Origin of the sequence: Mesorhizobium australafricanum (assembly GCF_033977265.1) — a bacterium.
Lineage (GTDB): Bacteria > Pseudomonadota > Alphaproteobacteria > Rhizobiales > Rhizobiaceae > Mesorhizobium > Mesorhizobium australafricanum.
Genome location: NZ_JAVIIT010000003.1, coordinates 42,468 through 63,594, shown reverse-complemented (window position 1 = coordinate 63,594; position 21,127 = coordinate 42,468). Strand labels below are relative to the sequence as shown.

Sequence of the window (21,127 nt, the reverse complement as noted above, 5' to 3'; positions counted from 1 at the left end):
CGCTCAATAGGCGTTTTCCGTGTTGAGCAGGCGGATCGGCGTCAGGAACAGGATGCGCAGGTCGAACAGCATCGACCAGTTCTCGATGTAATAGAGGTCGTATTCGGTGCGCATGCGGATCTTTTCGTTTGTGTCCATCTCGCCGCGCCAGCCATTGATTTGCGCCCAGCCTGTGACGCCGGGCTTGACCTTGTGGCGGGCGAAGTAGCCGTCGACCACTTCGTTGTAGAGCAGATTGTGCGACTGCGCGGCGATGGCATGCGGGCGCGGCCCGACCAGCGACAGCGAGCCGAAGAGCGAGTTGAAGAATTGCGGCAGTTCGTCGATCGAGGTCCTGCGGATGAAGCGGCCGACGCGGGTGACGCGCGGATCGTTCCTGGTCACCGTCTGCTTGGCGGTCGGGTCGGACCGGTCGGTAAACATCGAGCGGAACTTGTAGACCTCGATCGTCTCGTTGTTGAAGCCGTGCCGCTTCTGCTTGAACAGCACCGGCCCCTTGCTGTCGAGCTTGATGGCGATCGCCGTGGCGAGCATCACCGGCGAGAAGACGATGATGCCGATCAGCGAGAAGACGATGTCGAAGGCGCGCTTGGCAACCGAATCCCAGTCATTGATCGGCTTGTCGAAGATGTCGAGCATCGGCACCGAGCCGATATAGGAATAGGCGCGCGGCCGGAACTGCAGCGCGTTCGAATGCGCCGAGAGCCGGATATCGACCGGCAGCACCCAGAGCTTCTTCAGAAGCTGCAAGACGCGCGATTCGGCGGTCAGCGGCAGCGACACGATCAGCATATCGATGCGCGCGATGCGGGCGAATTCGATCAGCTCCGAGATCGTGCCGAGCTTCGGATAGCCGGCGACGATCGGCGGCGAGCGCTTGTCGTTGCGGTCGTCGAAGATGCCGCAGATGCGGATATCGTTGTAGGGCTGCCTCTCGACCGAGCGGATGAGCTGTTCAGCAGCCTTGCCGCCGCCGACGATAAGCGCACGGCGCTCCATGCGGCCGTCGCGCGCCCAGCGCCGGATCAGCGTCGACATCACCAGCCTGAGGCCGAAGATCAGCACGAAGCCGGCCACGAACCAGGTGCCGAACAACAGGCGCGAAAAGTCTTCCGAAGCCTTGATGGCGAAGGCGGTGAGCGCCATCAGCGCGAAGCTGCCGGCCCAGACGAGCAGCACGCGGCCGAAATTGGCCAGCGGGCGCATCAGCGCCGCGATCTGGTAGCAGTCGGTCACGTCGAGCAGCACCACGGCCAGGAACGACGTCGCGGCGATCGCCAGCGGATATTGCCAGGCCAGATAAATGAAGAAGCCGACATAGTAGAAATAGACGCCGAGCCCCGACAGGAAGAGTATCGCGAACTCGACCATGCGCAGCACGCCGCTGACCATGATCGGCGACATGGTATCGCGCCGGTATTGCGAGGCGACCTGACGCGCGACATCGTTGATGCCGCCAGGTTTTTCGCTCCCGGCGGGAGCGTCGTAGTTGCGCACCGCATCGATGGAAAAGCGGTGCGCGGGGTCGATCTCATTCATGGGAACTGTCCGCCAGCTTCGCGCAACTGCTTAGCAAAAGAGAGCTAAGAAAGCCTTGAAACAACCGGTGGTTTTGGAGTTGTTGTGTGGCAAAGGCCTAGTTGTTCAGCGCCGCGAAATAGGCCTTCTCGATCTCGTCCGCCATTACATCGGCTCCGAACCGGGCCTTGAGCTCGTCGGTCTGCGGCATCACCTTCCGGTAAGCATCGCGGTCGCCGAACGCCGTGCCCATCTTGCCGGCAAGCTCGCCGGGATCCGGCCGGATCAGGGCAGGGGAGCCCTCGCCGAAGATTTCCGGAATGCCGCCGACCGCGGTCGCGATCATCGGCATGCCGGCGGCGAGAGCCTCTAGCACAATATAGGGCATCGCCTCCGCGCGGGAGGGCACGACGATCTGATCCGCCAGTGCAAAGGCCTGCCGCGCCGGCATAGGCGGCAGGAAACGGACATGGCTCTTGAGGCCGAGCCGTTCGACCTGTGCGTGGTAGCGCGGCAGGTCGTCGCCGTCGCCGACCATTACGGCGCTCAGCGGACGGCCCAACGCGCTGCCGGCCGAAGCCAGCGCATCGATGAAGATATCCGGGCCTTTCAGGTCGCGCATCATGCCGATGTATAAGAAATCGGCGGCGTTTGCCGCCGTCCCCACCGGCTCGAACTCGGTGGCGCGCAGGCCGTTATAGACAAGCCGGTTGGGTATGGGCGGTTCGCCGACTTTGCGGCGATAGGTTTTCCGCTCGTAGTCGGAAACGAACAGCAGGCAGTCGGTGAAGCGCGCCATGAAGCGCTCCAGGCCGAAGAACAGTTTTCCTGTCGCCGTCGTTTCGTCATAGTGGAGGGAGCCGCCATGCGGCGAATAAAGGCGGGCAACGCGAAACCTTGATACCCGCAACAGTGAGCCGAACAGCCGAGCATAGGCGCCACCCTTGGCGCCGTGCCCGTGCAGCACGTCCGGCCGCAATTCCTGGATGATTCGGTAGGTGCGCCAGGCCGAGGCGAGGTCGCCCGGCCCGACATGGCGCTGCATCGGCGTGCGATGGATGCCGAGCGCCAGGCTGTCTTTCATCGTCTCGAACAAGCGCTCTTCATAGTCACCGCCGGTGGTCGAGTCGCAAACGATGCCGACCGAATGGCCGGCAGCGACCTGTGCCTCGGTCAGGTCGCGTACATGCCGGAAGATTCCTCCGACAGGTGAGCGAAAGCAGTGGACGATCCTGAGATTCGCCGCCACGGCAGTTTTCAGAACAAGCGTTCGCGGACGTAGACGGTATCGCCGGGCAGCAGTGGGTCGGATGTCACCACCCGCCCGGTCATCACCTTGCCATTGATGTCGCGGGTGATGTCGACGCTCTCCTGATTGGCGCGCGGCGTGAAGCCGCCGGCGATGGCGACGGCTTTCTGGACGGTGAGGCCCGGCACGTAGGAATACTGGCCGGCGGCACCGACTTCGCCCATCACGAAGATCGGCCGATAGCGGTCGATCTCCACCGAAACGTCGGGATCGCGCAAATATCCCTGGCGCAATTTGTCGGCGATTTCTTTTTCCAGCTGCTGCGCGGTGTGGCCGCGCGCCGGCACCGCGCCGACCAGCGGGAATGAGAGATAGCCGGACTGGTCCACGCTGTAGGTGTTGGTCAATCCGTCCTGCTCGAAGACCGTGACCCGGACGCGGTCGCCGGCGCCGAGTCGGTAGGGCTGATCGAGCACTTCATGGAAGGCGGCCGGTGTCGGTCGGTAGCTCGAGCAGCCGGTGAGCAGCGACAGAGCAAGCAAAGCGTGAAGGAGGGAAGCTGTGCTTTTCATGACCGGCCAGGAACCTTCATCGCTCTTGCCGCAAGCCGCGGCCAACCCCAGGAAAGTGCGTCCGTTATCATCCTGTTAGGGTTAATGGGCGGTAAAGGAGTGCGGTTCGGGACAGCGCAGATCGGCAAAAAGCTCAATTGTTCTATTGCTTTCGCCCGGCCTTCTTTGAGTGCCCTCTAATAAGCCCGCACGCCGATCTTAACGGGTGAGTTACCATAGCTGTTTACGGTCCATCCTCGACTCAAAGTTCGGAGCAGGATGCATGTCCGTTCAGTCCGCGGCCGCAGACGTCGACGTCGACCTGAGACAGCTTTTCGCCAGTCTGGGGCGGAACTGGCTGCGCATTGTTTTTATCACGCTTCTGGTCACCGGGATGGCCTTTGCTTTCGCCTGGCTCGCGGCGCCCTATTATAAGGCGACGGCCAAGTTGGAGATCGGCTCGCGGGAATCGGAGTTTACCCGGCCGCCGGGCACCAACGACGACGACAAGCCTATTCTCGACGAGCAGGGCGTGGCCACCCAGGTTCAGATCATTTCCTCGCCCGACATCCTCAAGCAGGTGGCGACCAAGCTCAACCTGGACAAGTTGCCGGAGTTCGACGAAACGCTGAAGATGTCGGCGCTCGGGCGCGTGCTTGTTCTTGTCGGCTTGAAGAGCGATCCCTTCGACATCCCACCGGACGAGCGCGTGTTGAACGCAATGCACGACAAGCTCAATGTCTACGCCGTTGAAAAGACCCGCGCGATCGCGATCGAGTTCGCCTCGAAGGACCCCAGGCTTGCCGCTGAGATCGCGAACGGCATTGCCGACGCCTACATCGCCTCGAAGAGTGATGCCAAGCTCGAATCGAACGCCGCCGCCACCGACTTTCTCGCGCCGGAAATCGCCGACCTGCAGAATCGCGTGAGGGACGCCGAGGCGAAGGTCGCAGCCTTCCGCGCCCAGTCGGACCTTCTGATGGGCGGCAACAATTCGGTGCTTCCAACGCAGCAGCTCTCTGAATTGTCGAGTGAATTGTCGCGCGTGCGAGCCGGTCGCGCCGCCGCCGAGGCGAGCGCCGAGAGCGTGCGCCGGGCGCTGCAGAACGGCGCTTCGCTGGACAGCGTGCCGGAAGTCCTGTCTTCCGACCTGATCCAGCGCCTGCGTGAGCGCCAGGTGGAGCTCAGGGCCAGCATTGCCGATCTTTCCACGACCCTGCTGGACAACCATCCGCGCATTCGGGCGCTGAAGTCGCAGCTTGCCGACCTCGACGGCCAGATACGCAATGAGGCTCAAAAGATCATTCGGGGGCTGTCGGCTCAGGCCCAGACGGCCAAGGCCCGCGAGGATCAGCTGGTTGCGGACGTCAACACCCTAAAGGCCGCCTCGGCGCGCGCCGGCGAGCAGCAGGTGCAACTGGACGCCTTGCAGCGCGATGCGAACGTTCAGCGCCAACAGCTTGAATCCTATATGGCAAGCTACAACGCGGTGGCATCTCGCAAGGACCGCAAATACCTGCCAGTCGCGGCGAGCCTGATCGCGAAGGCCCAGGTGCCGTCGCAGCCCTATTTCCCGAAGATCGGGCCGATCACCGGGGCCGCCGCCGCCGCTTCGTTGCTGTTGACGGCGATCGGCACGCTGCTTGGCGAACTGTTCTCCGGCCGCGCAATGCGTCCGGCCCCGGGTGCCCGCTTCGAGAATATAGAGCAGGTGGCGATGCCTGCTGCACGCACCGAACCAGTGGTCGCCGAAGTCGAAGACGATGACAGTCCTTTGGCTCCCTATGAGGCGGCTGTTGCCAGCGAACGATTGCCGGAGAGGCTGCCTCGGATATCGGAGAGCCAGGCGATCGAGCCAGGGTCCATCGAGGCAAAGCAATCTATCCCTGAGCCGAAACCCGAACCGCTTCCATCCAGGCTCGGCGAAATCGATGTCGACAAGGCGGCCGAGAAGCTGATCGCTTCCGGCGCGGCGCGCGCGATCTTCGTTTCGCCCGAAGGCGACGAGGCGGCCGCGTCCGCCGTGCTGGTGGCGCGCGAAGTTTCGGACGCCGGCCTGCGCGTGCTGCTGCTCGATCTCACCGCATCGGGAGCGGCGTCGCGGCCGATGCTGGACTCAAGCCTCTTCCCCGGCATCACCAACCTTCTGGCCTCTGAGGCGCAGTTCAGCGACGTCATCCATCCCGATCTATATTCGGATGCGCATGTCGTCCCTGTCGGCACCGCCGATCCGGTGCGCGCCATGCGCGCCGCCGACCGCTTGCCGATCATCATGCAGTCGCTGACCACGGCCTACGACCTCGTCGTGGTCGAATGCGGTCCGGCCGACGCGCAAGGCATCGGGCGCCTGGTCGGCGACGGCACCGAGGTCTTCCTGTCGATGCTGGAGGCCGACGATCAGGTGACGCAGGCCGCTGTCAAGCTGATCGAGAACGGCTATCCCAATCTCACGCTGGTGACGCCGGTAGGCCATGAGCCGCCCGGAACGCCGGTGCCGGGTCGCCGCTCGGCGGCCTGAAGGTGGCGCGAAGAACGCGGCGGTGCTGAAGGAACTCGGCCGACTGTTTAGGGGCGACGATCAGTTATCGTCCTCGGCTGGAGCGGGCGCAGCCTGACGCGCCGTCTTGCGGCGCAGCATCTTGGTCAGTTTCCAGACCGTCGGGTTGTTCTTGATGAAGGCTTTGGCGCGCGCGCCTTGCCGCATGGTCGTTGCCAGTGCGCGGCCCTTCAACGTCAGCGGCGCAAGCACCTCGAAATGCTGGATCTCGATATCGCACCAGAGCCGTTTGTAAGGCTCGTCGCCGACCGAGAAGTCGTAGACATCGAAGCCGAGATCGCAGGCTTCCTGGATATTGTCGAAGAACAGGAAATCGCCGGGGCTGGTGAAGGCGAGATCGTCCTCGGCGATGGCGCCGAACTCGCAGATCAACCGCTTGCCCGACCGGCTGGAGCCGGTCACCGCGCGCAGCTTTCCCGCCACCTCCAGGCCGTGCAGCAGGAAGGACGGGTTTTCCTGCGTCAGCGCCTCGGCAAACAGCGCTCGGAAGAAGTCGCGTACTTGCTTATCGCCGAACACATTGGCGATGCCCATCTTGGCGAAACGCGCTTCCTTCATATCGAGAAAGGCATCGAGCAGCCTGTCGACCTGCTCGCGGGTGCGCGCCTCGATGCGGCGGAAGGTGCCGACCGCCTCGAACTTGCGCGTTTGCGAGCGGTGCTTCTTACGCTTGCGCTTGCCGCTGCAGCGCGACAGCAGCGCGTCGAACCCGCCGTCTAGGTCGACCGCGAGCGCGAGGTTCGGGCTTGGGAAGCCGGGCAGCGCGGCGAGCGGGTTGGCGACGCCATCGAGGTCGGGCAGCAGCCTTTCCAGCGAGATCAGATCGATGTCCGGCCGCGCCCTGGCGATCTCCTTGAACATCGAGCGGATCGCCGGGCCGTCGATGGCAGGCAGGAAGCGCGGATCAGTCGCCGTGAAATTGCCATTGGCGTGGCGACCGCCGGTGAAACGGGCAAGTTTGAACGGGCCGCGCCGCACGACTTCCAGCGCCAGCGAAAGTGCCGGACGGCCATCGCACGATAGCGTCGCCACAACGATGTCGGCGCCGGTCGCGGTCGCCCAGTTGCTCACCCAGGATGCGCTTTGCGCCGGCGCAAACAGCGCCGAGGCGCAAAATTGAACGTAGTCGGCCAGGCCGGTACCGTCGCTTGCGCTCGCAACCCACCGGCCCCGATCGGCTCGCATGGATCGCGCGGAAGCCTCCTTGGCCGCGACCCGGTTGCCGTCAAATGACGCGGCGGCGTCAACCATACCTCAATCCTTAAGACGTATTGGATCCGACTTGGGGTTCGCATAGGCGCAATTCGTGCTTGGATATGCCTAGGCGCAAAAGGTGAAGGAATGATCGACGGGGGCGAGGCAATCCGGAAACTGGCGCTGAACCTTGCCCGCTACTCCGGTCTTGCGCCCTTGGCGCGGCCGTTTGTCGGCGGCATCGGCGCCATCCTGATGCTGCACCGCGTCACCGCGACACCTGAGAAGCCGAACAGCGTCAATCGGCATCTGAACATCGATCCCGCCTTCCTCGACAGGCTCATCGCCGACATGAAGGGAAGGGGCTATGCCTTTGTCTCCCTTGATGAAGCGATCGAGCGCATCAAGGTCGGCGGCAAGGGCGGGCAGTTCGCCACGATCACCGCCGACGACGCCTATCGCGACAACATGACCGAGGCGCTTCCGGTGCTGGAAAAGCACGGCGCCCCGATCACCATCTACGTCGCCCCTGGCTTGATCGACGGCGCCGCCGACCTCTGGTGGGACGTGATTGAAGACATCGTCGACACCAGTTCGCGCCTGACGCTGAACATGGCGGGTGGGTCGACAATCATCGATTGCTCGACATCAGGCCGGAAGCTCCAGGCCGTCGCGCGGCTGAACGTCTGGCTGACCGTGGAAGTCCCCGAGGCGGAGCAAGGCGCGGCACTGCGCGAACTGGCTCGTTCGAATGGCTACAAATTCGGCTCGGGCCGCCCATGCACGTTGATGAACTGGGACGAGCTTCGCACCATGGCGGCGCACCCGCTGGTTACGATCGGCGCGCATACCGTCAACCATCGCAACTTGAAGCGGCTCTCCGAAGGCGATGCGCGCCGCGAGATCGGCGACGTCCGCCGCATCCTCGCGGAAAAGCTCGGCGAGGAGCCGCGCCATTTGGCCTACCCATATGGCTATGCCAGCGCCGTCGGCTGCCGTGAGGTGGGCTTTGCCCGCGACGCGGGCTATGCCTCGGCGGTGACGACGCGGCACGGTGTGCTGCGCGCCGAGCATGCCGGCTTCCTGCATGCGCTGCCGCGCATCTCCGTCAATGGCCGCTACCAGAGCGTGGCCCATATCCGCACGATGCTGTCCGGCATCACGACGCCGCTCGCCAATGCCGGCAAGATGGTCGTTACGATCTAGAGGAATTCCAGGAAGGATGCGCGGCGTTTTCCGCCTCGGAATTGCGCAAAAACAAATACTTAGGGGGCCGGTGATCCATCAAGCGCTGAACCGCTCTAAGGTTGACACTTGATCATCTGGTTGTCGCAGAATGAACGCGATGGGTGGAGCCGGCCATTCGACAAATAGGCGCGAACATCTTAGCTTTTGCAAATGACAGCCGATCTTCCCGAACTCCGGGGCGCTCGCCTCATCCTTCGCGGGCCAATGCCCCAAGATGTGGAAACGCGGCTCGCGCTTGGACGGAATCGCGAGATCGTTGAAGCTTACGGTGGGACATTCGACCCAAACGCAACCTTTACCAGAGGCGAAGCCGAAGCCGCCATTCGCTTCATCGAGCAACAGAACTGTGCTTGGGTGATCGATGCAGGGTGCTTTGTCGGTCATATCCGCCTCCACAGTATAGATTGGCAGGACAAGAGAGCGGCCTTGGCCATCGGCATCGACGACCAAGCGTATCTCGGCAAGGGATATGGTCCCGAAGCGATCACGCTCGTCCTCGGTTATGCCTTCGGGCGCGGCCTGCATCGTGTGTCCCTGCGGGTGTTATCGAGCAATTCCCGCGCTATCGCCTGCTATCGCAAATGCGGATTTGTGGAGGAGGGGCGCGAGCGCGAAGCCGCACTCGTCAATGGGGTTTGGCAGGACGACATCATTATGGGGTTGCTGGACAGAGAATTTGGTTCGTCCTGAAGGACGTATATTGGGCGAACTCAGTCGCTTCGGAGTAATTGGTTTTGATCCTGAGGCGTTTCAGCCCTTCGGTGGCGGTTCGAGGATCAGCCATTTGATGATACCCATCGCCGGCAGCACCCAGAGCAGGCCGCTGAGCAGGAAGAACAGCAAATGCGCGGTGGGCCCATATTCGGCGAGCCTGGTGACCGCGACGGCGGAGGCGATCAGCGCGTAGATGACGACCAGCGCCACCAGCAGGATGGTTCCGATCAGCTTTTTCAGGCGAATGGGCATGTCGCGGTCTCGTTGACCGGCCCCGCTTAGGCCGATTGGAGCCCGCGCGCAAGCGTCGCTGCCCGGCGCGACGGCGTGCCGCGCCGTGCAGTCTTGCCACGGCGCAAGCCTTGGTCCACCAATCGCGCGTTTCAACCGTCGGGAAAGCGAAATGGCCGCCATCACCGCCACGGCTCCTTATGCCGAACGCGACCGCGACCTCACCAACCGCGCCTTGGTGCGCGGCTGGCTGTACGTCGTGGTGCTTGTGCTGTTCGCGCTGGTGCTGGTCGGCGGCGCGACGCGGCTGACCGAGTCCGGTCTGTCGATCACCGAATGGCAGCCGATCCATGGTGTGATCCCGCCGCTGAACGCCGCCGAATGGCAGGAAGAGTTCCAGCGCTACCAGCAGATCCCGCAATATACCGAGCTCAACAAGGGCATGAGCATCGAGGCGTTCAAGTCGATCTTCTGGTGGGAATGGGCGCATCGCATCCTTGCCCGCAGCGTCGGCGTCGTCTTTGCCTTGCCGCTCCTGTTCTTCTGGGCGACGCGGCGTATCGAACGCGGCCTTGGGCTCAAGCTTGTCGGCATCCTGGCGCTCGGCGGGATGCAGGGCGCCATCGGCTGGTGGATGGTGGCATCGGGCCTGATCGACCGTGTCTCGGTCAGCCAGTACCGGCTGGCAACGCACCTCACGCTTGCCGCGCTGATCTTCACCGCGACCATGGTGGTCGCGCGAGGTCTCGCACCGCATTCGGAGCCTGCGGCCGACCGTTCGACGCAGCGGCTCGCCGGCTTCATCGTGCTCCTGGCGCTGATCCAGATCTACCTTGGAGGATTGGTCGCCGGCCTCGATGCCGGCATGTCCTACAACACCTGGCCGCTGATGGACGGCAAGCTGATCCCGTCCGATCTCTTGCTGCTCGAACCCGCCTGGCGCAACTTCTTCGAGAACCCGAAGACCGTGCAGTTCGTACATCGCATCGGCGCCTACACGGTGTTCCTCGTGGCGCTATGGCAGATGATCGCTACCTGGCGGCGTTTGCCGGGCACCACACATGCGCGCCGCGCCACGTTATTGTTTCTGCTTGTCGTGGTGCAGGCTTCGATCGGCATCGGCGCGCTGCTGATGCAAGTGCCGCTGCATTTAGCGCTCACCCATCAGGGTTTCGCGCTGGTCTTGCTCGGCTTCGCCGCCGCGCATTGGCGGGGCACCAAGGGCGCTTATCCGCTGCCGAACGAGATCAAGGTCGCAAGCTGAGACACCTTTGGGATGGCCTCGGCGACTGACAGCTCGCGCTTTATTGATCTGGTCAGTGCTTGATGCCGAGCATCAGGTCGAGGTTCTGCACCGCGGCCCCCGACGCCCCCTTGCCGAGATTGTCGTAGACAGCCATCAGCAGCGCCTGGGCCCGCTCGTCATTGGCGAACACATAGACCTTCATCCGGTTGGTGCCGTTATAAACCTCCGGGTCGATCTCCGGCATGCGCTCCATATGCGTATAGGGAGCTACCTCGACCACGCCGCCCTTGATGGACGCAAAATGATCCGCGATCGCTGCGTGGAGTTCGGCGCCAGTCGGCACGCGGTCGAGGCCACCGAGCTGCAGCGGCACCACCGTGATCATGCCTTGCGCGAAATTGCCGACCGCCGGCTGCATGATCGGGTCGTGCGAGAGCTTCGCATAGGCCCTCAGCTCCGGCACGTGCTTGTGCTGCAGCGTCAGCCCGTAGGGCAGGAACTCGGGCGCGTCCTCGCCCTTGCCGACATAGTCCTCGATCATTGGCCGGCCACCGCCGGAATAGCCGGAAATGCCGTTGACGGTGACCGGGAAGTCGGCGGGCAGCAGGCCGGCCGAAACCAGCGGCCGCAGCGTGGCGATCGGCCCCTGCGGCCAGCAGCCAGGATTGGCGATCCGTTTCGCGCTGGCGATCTTTTTCGCCTGGTCCTTGTCCATTTCGGCGAAGCCATATTCCCAGCCCTCGGCGACGCGGTGCGCGGTCGAGGCGTCGATCACCTTGGTCGTGTCGTTCGTAATCAGCGACACGCTTTCCTTGGCCGCCGCATCCGGCAGGCAAAGAATCGCGACATCGGCCGCGTTGAGGAATTCGGCGCGCGCCGCGGCTTCCTTGCGGCGCTCCGTCGGGATGGAAATGATCTCCAGGTCGCCGCGGTCGGCCAGCAGCGCCCTGATCTGCAGGCCCGTCGTGCCATGTTCGCCGTCAATGAAGATTTTCGGTTTCATCGCTTGCCAAATTCCTTGCGATTCCAGTGTTATATGCCGTGAGCGTAATTTACCGCGGTATGATTGCCGTTGCTCAGTTCGTCGAGCCGTGCCTTTCGCTCCGCCAACAGGCCGAGATAGTGCATGGCGATGATCGATCCGGCGATCGCCGTTATATCGGCATGATCATAGGCCGGCGCAACCTCGACGATGTCGGCGCCGACGATATCGATCTGGCCGAGCTGGCGCAGCGTCGACAGCATCTTTGCCGAGGAAGGGCCGCCGGCCACCGGCGTGCCGGTGCCCGGCGCAAAGGCGGGATCCAGGCAGTCGATGTCGAAGGTCAGATAGGTCTTCTTGCCGCCGGTGCGCTCGACGATGGCATAGGCGATATCGGAGGCGCGCATTTCCTCGACTTCGTGGCCATACAGGATCTTGATGCCGAACGTGTCGGGCGCGTGGGTGCGGATGCCGATCTGGATCGAGCGATCGGGGTCGATGATGCCTTCATTCACCGCGCGCGCGACGAAGGAGCCATGATCGATGCGTTTGCCGTCATCCGGCCAAGTGTCCTGATGCGCGTCGAACTGCACTAGGGCCAGCGGCCCGTGGATCGCGGCATGTGCCTTGAGCAGCGGCCAGGTGACGAAATGGTCGCCGCCGAGCGTCAAAAGGAACGCGCCTGATTTCAGGATCTTGGCCGCTTCGCGTTCGATCGTGCCGGGGGTCTTCTGGTGATTGCCGCTGTCGAGCAGGCAATCGCCATAGTCGACCACCGAAAGGTGCTCGAACAGGTCGCGCGAGAACGGGTATTGCGGATCGTTGTCGAGGATCGCCGAGGCGCGGCGGATCGCCTGCGGCCCGAAGCGCGCACCCGGCCGATTGGTGACGGCGGCGTCGAAAGGAATGCCCCACACGACAGCGTCCGCACCCTTCACGTCCTTCGTGTATCTGCGCCGCATGAACGACAGCGCGCCGGCATAGGTCGGCTCGAACGACGCGCCCGTCTTGGAGCGGGCGGTGAAGGCGTGGTCGATCTCGTTATTCGCCATTAGGGATCCTCGGTTTTCATCGGGGCAGCCACAACTACAGAAGCGGCACGCAACATGCCAGTCACAGCTTGCGGAAACGGAGCGGCGCTCGGCGAGTGCCATGGCAACACAGGATCTGTATCATTATGGCTGAGACCGCCTTGCTCAACCTTGCGTCCGCGCCCGCGGCGACCCGTGTCGACACGGCGGCCGGCGAGCGCTTCCTGGTGTTGGATTCCTGGCGTGGCATCTGCGCGCTGCTGGTGGCGCTGTTCCACTTCCCGACCACCTCGATAGTCTCGCAGAGCGCCTTTGTCGGCGGCTCCTATCTGTTCGTCGATTTCTTCTTCGTGCTCTCCGGTTTCGTCATCGCCAGCGCCTATGGCAGCCGGCTCGCCGATCAGGACGACCTCGCCCGGTTCGCGCTGGTGCGCTTCGGCCGCATCTATCCACTGCATGTCCTGATGCTTGCCGCTTTCGCCGGCTTCGAGGCGCTGCGGCTCGTTCTGCCGGCCTTGCACGGAACAGGCGCCGCGCCCTTCACCGGCGGTTTCGACGTGAAAGGCCTCGTCGCCAACCTTTTCCTTTTGCAGGGCATGGGTGTTGAGAATCACCTGAGCTGGAACGCGCCGAGCTGGAGCATTTCGGCCGAGTTCTTCACCTATCTGCTCTTTGCCGCCATCGTCTTCACCGCCGGCCAACGCGCCTGGATATGGTTCGTCGCCGCCGTCGTGACGGCGCCCCTTTTCCTGCTTGCGTTGTCGACGCGTCATATGGACGTGTCCTTCGATTTCGGCTTCATCCGCTGCCTTTACGGCTTCTCGCTCGGCGCTTTGCTTGCCTGGTTTCAGCACGATTCCATTGCAGAGGCGCGACAGGCGCTTAGCGGCGGGGCAGGGCGCGTCGCCTGGACGCTGGCCGAGCTTGCGATGATCGCGGTGATCGCGCTGTTCGTCTCGGTGGCGGGAACGAATGACGCCGGCATCGCGGCGCCGGTCGTCTTCGCGCTGGCGCTTTATCTTTTTGCCCATGAGGGCGGGTGGGTCAGCTTGGCTCTGCGCAGCCGGCCGATGCTGCTGCTCGGCTCGCTCTCCTATTCGATCTACATGGTCCACATCTTCGTCCAGGCCCGCATGATCAATGTCGGCGGCCTCATCGAACGCAAGCTCGGGCTCGGCATCGTCGGCGAACTGATGCTGCGCGGCGACCATGCGACCGGCTTCGGCACCGGCTCGCCTTGGATCGGTTTCGCGGCTTTGATCGCAATGTTGATCGCCGTCATCGTCGCGTCGTGGTTCACCTGGCGCTTCGTCGAAATGCCCGCGCTCGCCTGGTTCCGCCGCTTCTCCAAGCGGATTTGACCCAAACAACTAGCCGGCTTCGTTCACCGCCCTGTCATGGGCATCGCCTAACCGGGTCCCGACCCGGAACGGAGCGATTCCCCGATGCGAACACTCTGGCTGAGCCTTCTTCTGTCCGCCGCGCTTGCCGCAATTTGTGGCCAAAGCTTTGCCGGCGAGACACGTGCTGCCCAAATCCTCGACCGGTTCGAACATGCCAATCAGTGGCGCGATCACGTGATGATCGCCGCGCACCGCGCCGGCAGCATGCAGGCCCGCAAGACCCTTTACGCCGAGAATTCGCTGGCCGCGGTCGGGGGCTCGATCGCGATCGGCGCCGAGATCGTCGAGGTCGACGTCCGGCGCGCGAAGGACGGCGAGTTCGTCATCATGCATGACAGCTGGCTCGACCGCACGACCACCTGCAGGGGCGAGGTCGTAAATTATACGCTGGCGGAGCTGAAGAAGTGCCGGCTCGTCATCGAAGGCACAGGCGCCGTCACCAACGAGACGGTATCCACCCTGCGTGAGATGCTGCTCGCGACCAGGGACAGGATCCTGATCAACCTCGACAACAAGCTGGAGGTGACCGACCTGCCGGGCATGATCGCGGTGGCCCGCGATCTCGGCATGGCCGACCAGGTGATCGTCAAGGAGAACCTATGGAACCGCCAGCGCATCGATGCCGCCAGGACCGCGCTTGCCCAAGCCGGCGGCGGTTTTGAGTTCATGCCGATCCTTGCAGACGATGCCGTGCATGATGCCGCCTTCGCGGGCGAGGTCGACAAGGCGTTTGCGCCGCGCGCCATCGAATTGATCAACTGGCGCAACGGCGCCGAGACGCTGACCGCCACCGGCGGGCCGCTGTTCAGCAACCGCATGCGGGCCGAGGCGGCGCGGGGCGACTGGCATCTCTGGGCCGACACCTACGCCATCGTCAACAAGCCCGGCGGATTCCTCGCCGGCGGACGCGGCGACGAGCTTGCCGTCGCCGCCAGCCTGCCGCGCGAAGCCTGGGGCTTCTGGGTCGATCGCGGCGCAACGATCATCCAGACCGATGAGCCGAAAGCAGCGATCGAATGGCTGACGGCCAATGGTTACCGGGTGCCTTATGCGACGGACATCAAGCCGGCGGAGCCTGCGCATACCGCGAGCATCAATTAACTAGCGTCAGCGCTTCACCCCGCCCGCGCCTGCGGCGCGACCTCCCCATCGAGGGGAGGTAGAGCGTCGTGCCAACTCACCGTCGCTGGACGCCGGCGAACTCGATGAGTGCTAAGCGATCCTTCGAGCGAATGGCGCGGCGCCCTACCTCCCCCTGATGGGGAGGTCGCGCCGCAGGCGCGGGCGGGGTGACAGCACCGGCCTACGCCGCCTTCGCCACGCCATCCAACTCAGCCAGCACATCCCTCGACAGCTCCAGCTCTGCCGCCGCAAGATTCTCCCGCAAATGCCCGACCGATGACGTGCCGGGGATCAAGAGGATGTTTGGCGAACGCTGCAACAGCCACGCCAGGGCCACCTGCATCGGCGTCGCGCCAAGCCGTTCGGCGACACCCGACAAGGTTGACGACTGCAACGGGCTGAATCCGCCGAGCGGGAAGAACGGCACATAGGCGATGCCGGCGCGCGCCAGTTCGTCGATCAGCGCGTCGTCGTCGCGATGCGCCAGATTGTACTGGTTCTGCACACAGACGATGTCGCAGATCCGGCGGCCTTCCGCGATTTGCGCGCGAGTGACGTTGCTCAAGCCGATGTGACGCACCAGGCCCTTGCGCTGCAGTTCGGCAAGCGCGGTCAACGGCACTTCGATCGAGCCCTCCGCCGGGCCGTGGCTATCGAACATGATACGCAGATTGACCACATCCATCACCTCAAGACCGAGATGCTTGAGATTGTCGTGCACGGCCTGCTCAAGCTCCTCGGGCGCAAGGGCCGGCAGCCATGACGCATCGCTGCCGCGACGGGCTCCGATCTTGGTGACGATGGTGAGGTCGTCGGGGTAGGGCGCCAGCGCCTCGCGGATCAGCTTGTTGGTGACGTACGGACCGTAATAGTCGCTGGTGTCGATATGGTTCACGCCTTGCGCTATCGCCTCGCGCAGCACGGCAACGGCCGCGTCATGGTCTTTCGGCGGACCGAACACGCCTTTGCCCGCTAGCTGCATGGCGCCGTAGCCGAGGCGGCGGACCGAGCGGTCGCCGAGTTTGTAGGTGCCGGATTTGTTTACGCTGGACATCGTGGTTCTCCTTCGCTGTCGACGACGGAGATAGGGCATGGCCGCTGTCCCGATAACCGGGTATAACCGGCACGGCTTGTGCGGAATTGAGAACAATGGCGACTGATCTCAACGATCTTCAGGCATTTATGGCCGTGGCGCGCGCCGGCGGTTTTCGTGAAGGAGCCCGCGCCACGGCGGGCAGCGCGTCCGCGCTCAGCGAAGCCATCCGCCGGTTGGAAACCCAGCTCGGTGTGCGGCTCTTCAACCGCACCACGCGCAGCGTCGCTCTGACCGAGGCTGGTGCAAGCCTGCTGGCGCGGCTTGGCCCGGCGCTTGGCGAGGTCGAGGCGGCGCTCGATGTGGTGAACGGCTTTCGCGACCGTCCTGCCGGCACCTTGCGCCTCAACGTGCCGATAAGTGCCTCGCGGCTGGTGCTGCCCAGGATCGTTCCGGGATTTCTCGCGGCCTATCCTGCCATTCGCCTGGAGGTGATTGCCGAGGAGAACTTTATCGATCTGCTGGTGGCCGGCTGCGATGCCGGCATCCGCTATGACGAGCGGCTGGAGCAGGACATGATCGCCGTGCCGGTCGGACCGCGCACGCAACGCTTCACCACCTCCGCCGCGCCGGCCTACCTTGACCGGCACGGTCGGCCGCAGCATCCCCGTGATCTGCTTGGCCATGCCTGCGTGCGTGGCCGCTTCCCGAGCGGGGTCATGACGCCTTGGGAGTTCGAGCGGGATGGTGAGGTGGTGCGGGTCGATACCACGGGACCATTGGTCGTCAGCATCGGCGGAGGCGTCGATCTCGCCATCGATGCGGCGATCGCCGGCGTCGGCGTTCTCTGGCTATTCGAGGACTGGGTGCGGCCGCATTTCGAGAGCGGCGCCTTGGAACCTGTGCTGGAGCCGTGGTGGCAAAGCTTCTCGGGGCCGTTTCTCTACTATCCCGGACGCCGGCTGGTGCCGGCGCCGCTGCGCGCCTTTATCGACTACATCAAGGGGTCGACTGGGCCCTGGTAGCAGAAACAAAAAGACCGCCCGGAGGCGGCCTTTTCGAATATTTGGACCTCGCAGCGCTTAGCGCTTCGAGAACTGGAAGCTGCGGCGGGCCTTCGCCTTGCCGTACTTCTTGCGCTCGACCACGCGGCTGTCGCGGGTCAGGAAGCCGCCCTTCTTGAGCACCGAGCGCAGGCCCGGCTCGTAGTAGGTCAGCGCCTTGGAGATGCCGTGACGCACCGCACCAGCCTGGCCGGAGAGGCCGCCGCCGATGACGGTGGCGACGATGTCGTACTGGCCGGCGCGGTTGGCCGCGACGATCGGCTGGTTGAGGATCATCTGCAGCACCGGACGCGCGAAATAGGCCGCGAATTCCTTGTCGTTGACAGTGATCTTGCCGGAGCCCGGCTTCACCCAGACGCGCGCGATGGCGTTCTTGCGCTTGCCGGTGGCATAGGCGCGGCCCGACTTGTCGAGCTTCTGGACATGCACGGGCGCGGCCGGCTGCGCGGCGACAGTCCCGAGTTCTGCGAGCGAGGAAAGCTCAGCCATTACGAAGCCCTCTTGTTCTTGGAGTTCAGCTTGGCCACGTCGAGCGCGACGGGCTGCTGGGCGGTGTGCGGATGCTCGGCGCCTGCATAGACGCGGAGATTCTTCATCTGGCGACGGCCAAGCGGGCCGCGCGGGATCATGCGCTCGACGGCCTTTTCGACGACGCGCTCGGGGAAACGGCCCTCGAGCAGCTGGCGCGCGGTGCGCTCCTTGATGCCGCCGGGATGGCCGGTGTGCCAGTAATAGACCTTGTCGGTGAACTTCTTGCCGGTGAACACCACCTTGTCGGCATTGATGACGATGACGTTGTCGCCATCATCGACATGCGGGGTGAAGGTGGGCTTGTGCTTGCCGCGCAGATGGTTGGCGATGACAGTGGCCAGACGACCGACGACGAGACCCTCGGCGTCGATCAGCACCCACTTCTTCACCACATCCGCAGGCTTCTGCGAAAAGGTAGCCATGGTTTTGCTCTCAGGTTGACCTTTCCTGCCACGGGCAGGAAAAGGCGTTTCTTGTTGCTTGGATTGGCTTAAGCAGCCGGAGCCACCCGCCAATAACAAAACGGCGGCCGTTACGGGCCGCTGCTTCGGGAGCGCTTATAGGCGAGGGTGCCTGACGCGTCAAGGCGATCGAGAATGAGTTCGGCGAATAAAACAAAGCAAAAACAATGGCTTGATAAGACGGTATTATTTTACCGCATCATTTCCACGGCTCCGTGGGATCGAATAAGTGCCGGTGGCATGCGCGACGGTATGACCATCCGGTCCGGCGACGATGTCGATGTCGAACACCATCAGGCTTTTGCCGAGCTTCAGGATCCGGCAGTGGCCGTCGATCGGGCCGGCCTCGGCCTTGCGCATGAAGTTGATGTCGAGGTTGACCGTCACCGAAAGCGCGTCCGGCCCGGCGTGGCTGAGCACGCAGACATAACCGCCGATGTCGGCCAGCGTGAACAGCGACGGCCCCGAGACCGTGCCGCCGGGGCGCAGATGCCGCTCGTCGGCATTGAGCCGCACCGTGCAGCCACCCGGAAACACGTCGATCGCCTCATAGGAGGTGAAGTTGTCGTTGAGCTGAGGATAGACGCTCGCCATCAGCGCATTGACTTCAGCCGCGTCGAGCATTGGCTTCAGATTGCTTTGGGCAGGCATGGGCGGCGTCCTATATGAATTGGCAAGCTCCGGGCGATGCGCCTGGATCAAACGGTGCGACGGAGAAAACACGCCTCGCAGCTGTTCTTCAACCGGCAGCGTGCTAGTTCTGTTGCTCCATGGGCTGCGCGAGCAAATCGAGAGGTTTTACAAGTGGCTGAAGTCGTTGCCATCAAGCCCGCCGTCGCCGACGGCCCCGTTCTTGTCAGCCAGGACAAAGGTGTTTTGCGCCTGACGCTTGCCAGTCCGCCGGCCAATGCGCTGTCGCTGGCCACGATGGCAGCGCTTCAGGCGGAATTCGATCGCGTGAAGGCCGACAAATCCGTGCGCGTCATCATCCTGGCGGCATCCGGAAAAGTGTTCTGCGCCGGTCACGACCTCAAGGAGATGACCGCGCACCGCGCTGAGCAGGATCGCGGCAAGGCCTTTTTCGAGAAGACTTTCGCTGCTTGCGCTGCGTTGATGCAAACGATCGTTCGTCATCCCAAACCGGTTATCGCCGAGGTTGATGGCCTTGCCACCGCCGCCGGCCTGCAATTGGTCGCAAGCTGCGACCTTGCCATCGCCTCGCACGAAGCGACCTTCTGCACGCCGGGCGTCAACATCGGTCTGTTCTGTTCGACGCCCATGGTGGCGTTGTCGCGCAACGTCTCGCGCAAGCAGGCGATGGAAATGCTGCTTACCGGCGAGACGATCGACGCTGCGACGGCCAGGGAATTCGGCCTCATCAACCGCATCGTGCCACGCGAATATCTGAATCAGGTTGTCAACAAATACGCGCAAACCATTGCATCCAAATCCTCTTTGGTCGTCGAGACCGGCAAGGAAGCCTTCTATGCCCAGGCAGAAATGGGGCTGGCCGACGCCTATGCCTATACCGGCCGGGTGATGGTGGAAAACATGCTGACGCGAGACGCGGAGGAAGGCATCGGCGCCTTTATCGGCAAGCGCAAGCCGGAATGGACCGACGAGTAGCCGACCTGAATGGAGCCGCGCCATTCCATCGCTGAAGGTTCGACGTGGCCGCCCGCAAGCAACTGACGCGGCTGAAAGCGCCCTATCTCAAGCGCATCCTGCTTGAGCCTTCGCGCGTCGCTGACTGGGACCAATATCCCTGGAGCCTGCCGATCTTCCACACCCGCGAATTCGAGTTCGAATTCACGAGCGCCATCACCATCATCGTCGGCGAGAACGGCACCGGCAAATCGACGCTGCTCGAAGCGATCGGTGCGCTGGCCGGCTATGACGAAGCTGGCGGCGGCAAGGGCTACCGCCCGGTCGACCATTCCATTGCCATCGACAAGAGCGGCGCATCACTCGCTGACACACTGCGCGGCCATTGGCTGCCGAAGGTCACCGCCGGTTGGTTCTTCCGGGCGGAATCCTTCTATTCCGTCGCACGCTATCTCGACCGGGCGGCGCTCGAAGATCCGTTCCGGCCACCGCCACCCGACTTCCTCTCCTGGTCACATGGCGAAGGCTTCATCCGTTTCTTCGAGGAGCGTTGCCGCCGGCAAGGCATCTACATCCTCGACGAGCCTGAAAGCGCGCTGTCGCCGACGCGCCAGATCGAACTGCTGAAACTGCTTCGGCGCATGGAGCAATCCGGCACCGCGCAGGTGATCATGGCCACGCATTCGCCGCTGCTGATGGCTTGTCCCAATGCGCGGCTTTTCCGCATCAGCCGCCTCGGCCTCGATCTGATCGATTTTCAGGACACCGATCATTTTCGCATGATGCGCGACTTCTGCAGCGACCCGGCTGCCTTTCTCGCCGAAGCGCTGTATGAGGACGAGCCATGAATCACGATACCTACGACAACAGCTACATCGCCGGCATCCTCAACTCGGTGAAGACGGTCGCCATGGTCGGCGCCTCGCCCAACGACGTGCGGCCGAGCTACTTCGTGCTGAAATATCTTTTATCCAAAGGCTTTTCGGTGTTCCCGATCAACCCCGGCCATGCCGGCAAGGAGATCCTTGGCCGCACGGTCTATGCCAGCCTGGCCGACTTGCCGCAGCCGGTCGACATGGTCGATATTTTTCGCGCCTCCTCGGCCGTGCCGGGGGTCGTCGACCAGGTGCTGAAGCTCGATCCGTTGCCCAAGGTCGCCTGGATGCAGCTTGGCGTGCGCCATGACGAGGCGGCTGCCCGCGCCGAGGCGGCCGGCATCAAGGTGGTGATGAATCGCTGCCCCAAGATTGAATACGGCAAGCTGTCGGGCGAGATCGGCTGGACCGGCGTCAACTCCGGCGTTCTGTCGTCGAAGAAGCCGATAATGCGACAGGGTTTTCAGAGCTTCGGCGTGCGGCAGAAATAAGCGGCGGCAGCCCGCGCAAAA

Annotated in this window: 21 protein-coding genes; 10 read left to right on the top strand and 11 right to left on the bottom strand. The window is 63.5% G+C overall.

The features are described 5' to 3' along the window. Window positions 1–3: 3 nt before the first annotated feature. The 3 genes from RFM98_RS07145 to RFM98_RS07135 all read right to left on the bottom strand — a co-directional run bounded on the left by RFM98_RS07145 (window position 4) and on the right by RFM98_RS07135 (window position 3,339). Window positions 4–1,539 carry an undecaprenyl-phosphate glucose phosphotransferase gene (locus tag RFM98_RS07145; RefSeq protein WP_320308214.1) on the bottom strand — a complete coding sequence of 512 codons (1,536 nt, stop codon included), beginning with the start codon at window positions 1,537–1,539 and terminating at the stop codon, window positions 4–6. A 97-nt stretch (window positions 1,540–1,636) separates the two neighbouring features. Beyond that, window positions 1,637–2,767 (bottom strand): glycosyltransferase, encoded by a 1,131-nt coding sequence (locus tag RFM98_RS07140; protein WP_320308213.1) that lies wholly within the window; start codon window positions 2,765–2,767, stop codon window positions 1,637–1,639. Window positions 2,768–2,775: 8 nt separating this feature from the next. Continuing rightward, entirely contained in the window at window positions 2,776–3,339 is a 564-nt protein-coding gene (locus RFM98_RS07135) for a polysaccharide biosynthesis/export family protein (RefSeq protein ID WP_320308212.1), read from the bottom strand. A 262-nt stretch (window positions 3,340–3,601) separates the two neighbouring features. Between RFM98_RS07135 and RFM98_RS07130 the strand changes: the two genes are divergently transcribed. After that, on the top strand, window positions 3,602–5,836 hold the full coding sequence (locus tag RFM98_RS07130; RefSeq protein ID WP_320308211.1) for a GumC family protein: 2,235 nt from the start codon (window positions 3,602–3,604) through the stop codon (window positions 5,834–5,836). A 60-nt stretch (window positions 5,837–5,896) separates the two neighbouring features. Here the strand turns inward: RFM98_RS07130 and RFM98_RS07125 are convergent, their stop codons facing one another. Beyond that, window positions 5,897–7,126 carry a GNAT family N-acetyltransferase gene (locus tag RFM98_RS07125; RefSeq protein ID WP_320308210.1) on the bottom strand — a complete coding sequence of 410 codons (1,230 nt, stop codon included), beginning with the start codon at window positions 7,124–7,126 and terminating at the stop codon, window positions 5,897–5,899. Between the two features lie 90 nt (window positions 7,127–7,216). Here RFM98_RS07125 and RFM98_RS07120 point away from each other — a divergent pair, with 90 nt between their 5' ends. Next, window positions 7,217–8,275 carry a polysaccharide deacetylase family protein gene (locus RFM98_RS07120; protein WP_320308209.1) on the top strand — a complete coding sequence of 353 codons (1,059 nt, stop codon included), beginning with the start codon at window positions 7,217–7,219 and terminating at the stop codon, window positions 8,273–8,275. 192 nt (window positions 8,276–8,467) lie between these two features. Then, window positions 8,468–9,007: a GNAT family N-acetyltransferase gene (locus RFM98_RS07115; RefSeq protein ID WP_320308208.1), complete on the top strand. Its 540-nt coding sequence runs from the start codon at window positions 8,468–8,470 to the stop codon at window positions 9,005–9,007. A 60-nt stretch (window positions 9,008–9,067) separates the two neighbouring features. On the opposite strand, the gene RFM98_RS07110 is transcribed toward RFM98_RS07115, so the two are convergent. After that, window positions 9,068–9,283 (bottom strand): DUF2842 domain-containing protein, encoded by a 216-nt coding sequence (locus tag RFM98_RS07110; protein ID WP_320308207.1) that lies wholly within the window; start codon window positions 9,281–9,283, stop codon window positions 9,068–9,070. 151 nt (window positions 9,284–9,434) lie between these two features. Between RFM98_RS07110 and RFM98_RS07105 the strand changes: the two genes are divergently transcribed. After that, window positions 9,435–10,526 (top strand): COX15/CtaA family protein, encoded by a 1,092-nt coding sequence (locus RFM98_RS07105; RefSeq protein ID WP_320308206.1) that lies wholly within the window; start codon window positions 9,435–9,437, stop codon window positions 10,524–10,526. A gap of 52 nt (window positions 10,527–10,578) precedes the next feature. Here RFM98_RS07105 and argC read toward each other — a convergent pair whose 3' ends face one another. After that, entirely contained in the window at window positions 10,579–11,511 is a 933-nt protein-coding gene (gene argC / locus RFM98_RS07100) for an N-acetyl-gamma-glutamyl-phosphate reductase (protein ID WP_320308205.1), read from the bottom strand. Between the two features lie 29 nt (window positions 11,512–11,540). Continuing rightward, window positions 11,541–12,542 carry an agmatinase gene (gene speB, locus RFM98_RS07095; protein ID WP_320308204.1) on the bottom strand — a complete coding sequence of 334 codons (1,002 nt, stop codon included), beginning with the start codon at window positions 12,540–12,542 and terminating at the stop codon, window positions 11,541–11,543. A gap of 125 nt (window positions 12,543–12,667) precedes the next feature. Here speB and RFM98_RS07090 point away from each other — a divergent pair, with 125 nt between their 5' ends. Both RFM98_RS07090 and RFM98_RS07085 read left to right on the top strand, forming a co-directional pair. Continuing rightward, the gene (locus RFM98_RS07090) at window positions 12,668–13,882 is read left to right on the top strand and encodes an acyltransferase family protein (RefSeq protein WP_320308203.1); all 1,215 of its coding nucleotides are present in this window, start codon (window positions 12,668–12,670) and stop codon (window positions 13,880–13,882) included. 84 nt (window positions 13,883–13,966) lie between these two features. Beyond that, window positions 13,967–15,025 carry a glycerophosphodiester phosphodiesterase family protein gene (locus RFM98_RS07085; protein ID WP_320308202.1) on the top strand — a complete coding sequence of 353 codons (1,059 nt, stop codon included), beginning with the start codon at window positions 13,967–13,969 and terminating at the stop codon, window positions 15,023–15,025. Window positions 15,026–15,227: 202 nt separating this feature from the next. Here the strand turns inward: RFM98_RS07085 and RFM98_RS07080 are convergent, their stop codons facing one another. Continuing rightward, window positions 15,228–16,100, bottom strand: coding sequence for an aldo/keto reductase family oxidoreductase (locus tag RFM98_RS07080; RefSeq protein WP_320308201.1), 873 nt, complete (start codon window positions 16,098–16,100; stop codon window positions 15,228–15,230). A gap of 95 nt (window positions 16,101–16,195) precedes the next feature. Here RFM98_RS07080 and RFM98_RS07075 point away from each other — a divergent pair, with 95 nt between their 5' ends. Then, window positions 16,196–17,104 carry a LysR family transcriptional regulator gene (locus tag RFM98_RS07075; protein WP_320308200.1) on the top strand — a complete coding sequence of 303 codons (909 nt, stop codon included), beginning with the start codon at window positions 16,196–16,198 and terminating at the stop codon, window positions 17,102–17,104. 57 nt (window positions 17,105–17,161) lie between these two features. On the opposite strand, the gene rpsI is transcribed toward RFM98_RS07075, so the two are convergent. The 3 genes from rpsI to RFM98_RS07060 form a co-directional block, all read right to left on the bottom strand. Next, window positions 17,162–17,632: a 30S ribosomal protein S9 gene (rpsI, locus tag RFM98_RS07070; protein ID WP_112099693.1), complete on the bottom strand. Its 471-nt coding sequence runs from the start codon at window positions 17,630–17,632 to the stop codon at window positions 17,162–17,164. Next, entirely contained in the window at window positions 17,632–18,096 is a 465-nt protein-coding gene (gene rplM / locus RFM98_RS07065; RefSeq protein WP_320308199.1) for a 50S ribosomal protein L13, read from the bottom strand. The genes rpsI and rplM overlap by 1 nt, the downstream gene beginning before the upstream one ends. Before the next feature lie 225 nt (window positions 18,097–18,321). Beyond that, window positions 18,322–18,786 (bottom strand): PaaI family thioesterase, encoded by a 465-nt coding sequence (locus RFM98_RS07060; RefSeq protein ID WP_320308198.1) that lies wholly within the window; start codon window positions 18,784–18,786, stop codon window positions 18,322–18,324. A 153-nt stretch (window positions 18,787–18,939) separates the two neighbouring features. On the opposite strand from RFM98_RS07060, the gene RFM98_RS07055 reads away from it, so the two are divergent. Genes RFM98_RS07055 through RFM98_RS07045 form a run of 3 tightly spaced genes read left to right on the top strand, consistent with a single transcriptional unit; the run spans window position 18,940 to window position 21,106 of the window. Continuing rightward, window positions 18,940–19,761, top strand: a complete 822-nt coding sequence (locus tag RFM98_RS07055) for an enoyl-CoA hydratase (RefSeq protein ID WP_320308197.1) — start codon at window positions 18,940–18,942, stop codon at window positions 19,759–19,761. A gap of 44 nt (window positions 19,762–19,805) precedes the next feature. Continuing rightward, window positions 19,806–20,588 carry an AAA family ATPase gene (locus tag RFM98_RS07050; protein WP_320308196.1) on the top strand — a complete coding sequence of 261 codons (783 nt, stop codon included), beginning with the start codon at window positions 19,806–19,808 and terminating at the stop codon, window positions 20,586–20,588. After that, the gene (locus RFM98_RS07045) at window positions 20,585–21,106 is read left to right on the top strand and encodes a CoA-binding protein (RefSeq protein WP_320308195.1); all 522 of its coding nucleotides are present in this window, start codon (window positions 20,585–20,587) and stop codon (window positions 21,104–21,106) included. Before RFM98_RS07050 ends, RFM98_RS07045 begins: the two co-directional genes overlap by 4 nt. Window positions 21,107–21,127: the final 21 nt, after the last annotated feature.

Coding starts and splice junctions, on each gene's coding strand:
- RFM98_RS07080 (WP_320308201.1), bottom strand. CDS start 16,100: ATGTCCAGCGTAAACAAATCCGGCACCTACAAACTCGGCGACCGCTCG.
- rplM (WP_320308199.1), bottom strand. CDS start 18,096: ATGGCTACCTTTTCGCAGAAGCCTGCGGATGTGGTGAAGAAGTGGGTG.
- RFM98_RS07060 (WP_320308198.1), bottom strand. CDS start 18,786: ATGCCTGCCCAAAGCAATCTGAAGCCAATGCTCGACGCGGCTGAAGTC.
- RFM98_RS07120 (WP_320308209.1), top strand. CDS start 7,217: ATGATCGACGGGGGCGAGGCAATCCGGAAACTGGCGCTGAACCTTGCC.
- speB (WP_320308204.1), bottom strand. CDS start 12,542: ATGGCGAATAACGAGATCGACCACGCCTTCACCGCCCGCTCCAAGACG.
- RFM98_RS07090 (WP_320308203.1), top strand. CDS start 12,668: ATGGCTGAGACCGCCTTGCTCAACCTTGCGTCCGCGCCCGCGGCGACC.
- RFM98_RS07145 (WP_320308214.1), bottom strand. CDS start 1,539: ATGAATGAGATCGACCCCGCGCACCGCTTTTCCATCGATGCGGTGCGC.
- RFM98_RS07125 (WP_320308210.1), bottom strand. CDS start 7,126: ATGGTTGACGCCGCCGCGTCATTTGACGGCAACCGGGTCGCGGCCAAG.
- RFM98_RS07085 (WP_320308202.1), top strand. CDS start 13,967: ATGCGAACACTCTGGCTGAGCCTTCTTCTGTCCGCCGCGCTTGCCGCA.
- RFM98_RS07105 (WP_320308206.1), top strand. CDS start 9,435: ATGGCCGCCATCACCGCCACGGCTCCTTATGCCGAACGCGACCGCGAC.
- RFM98_RS07130 (WP_320308211.1), top strand. CDS start 3,602: ATGTCCGTTCAGTCCGCGGCCGCAGACGTCGACGTCGACCTGAGACAG.
- RFM98_RS07110 (WP_320308207.1), bottom strand. CDS start 9,283: ATGCCCATTCGCCTGAAAAAGCTGATCGGAACCATCCTGCTGGTGGCG.
- RFM98_RS07115 (WP_320308208.1), top strand. CDS start 8,468: ATGACAGCCGATCTTCCCGAACTCCGGGGCGCTCGCCTCATCCTTCGC.
- rpsI (WP_112099693.1), bottom strand. CDS start 17,632: ATGGCTGAGCTTTCCTCGCTCGCAGAACTCGGGACTGTCGCCGCGCAG.
- RFM98_RS07045 (WP_320308195.1), top strand. CDS start 20,585: ATGAATCACGATACCTACGACAACAGCTACATCGCCGGCATCCTCAAC.
- argC (WP_320308205.1), bottom strand. CDS start 11,511: ATGAAACCGAAAATCTTCATTGACGGCGAACATGGCACGACGGGCCTG.
- RFM98_RS07135 (WP_320308212.1), bottom strand. CDS start 3,339: ATGAAAAGCACAGCTTCCCTCCTTCACGCTTTGCTTGCTCTGTCGCTG.
- RFM98_RS07075 (WP_320308200.1), top strand. CDS start 16,196: ATGGCGACTGATCTCAACGATCTTCAGGCATTTATGGCCGTGGCGCGC.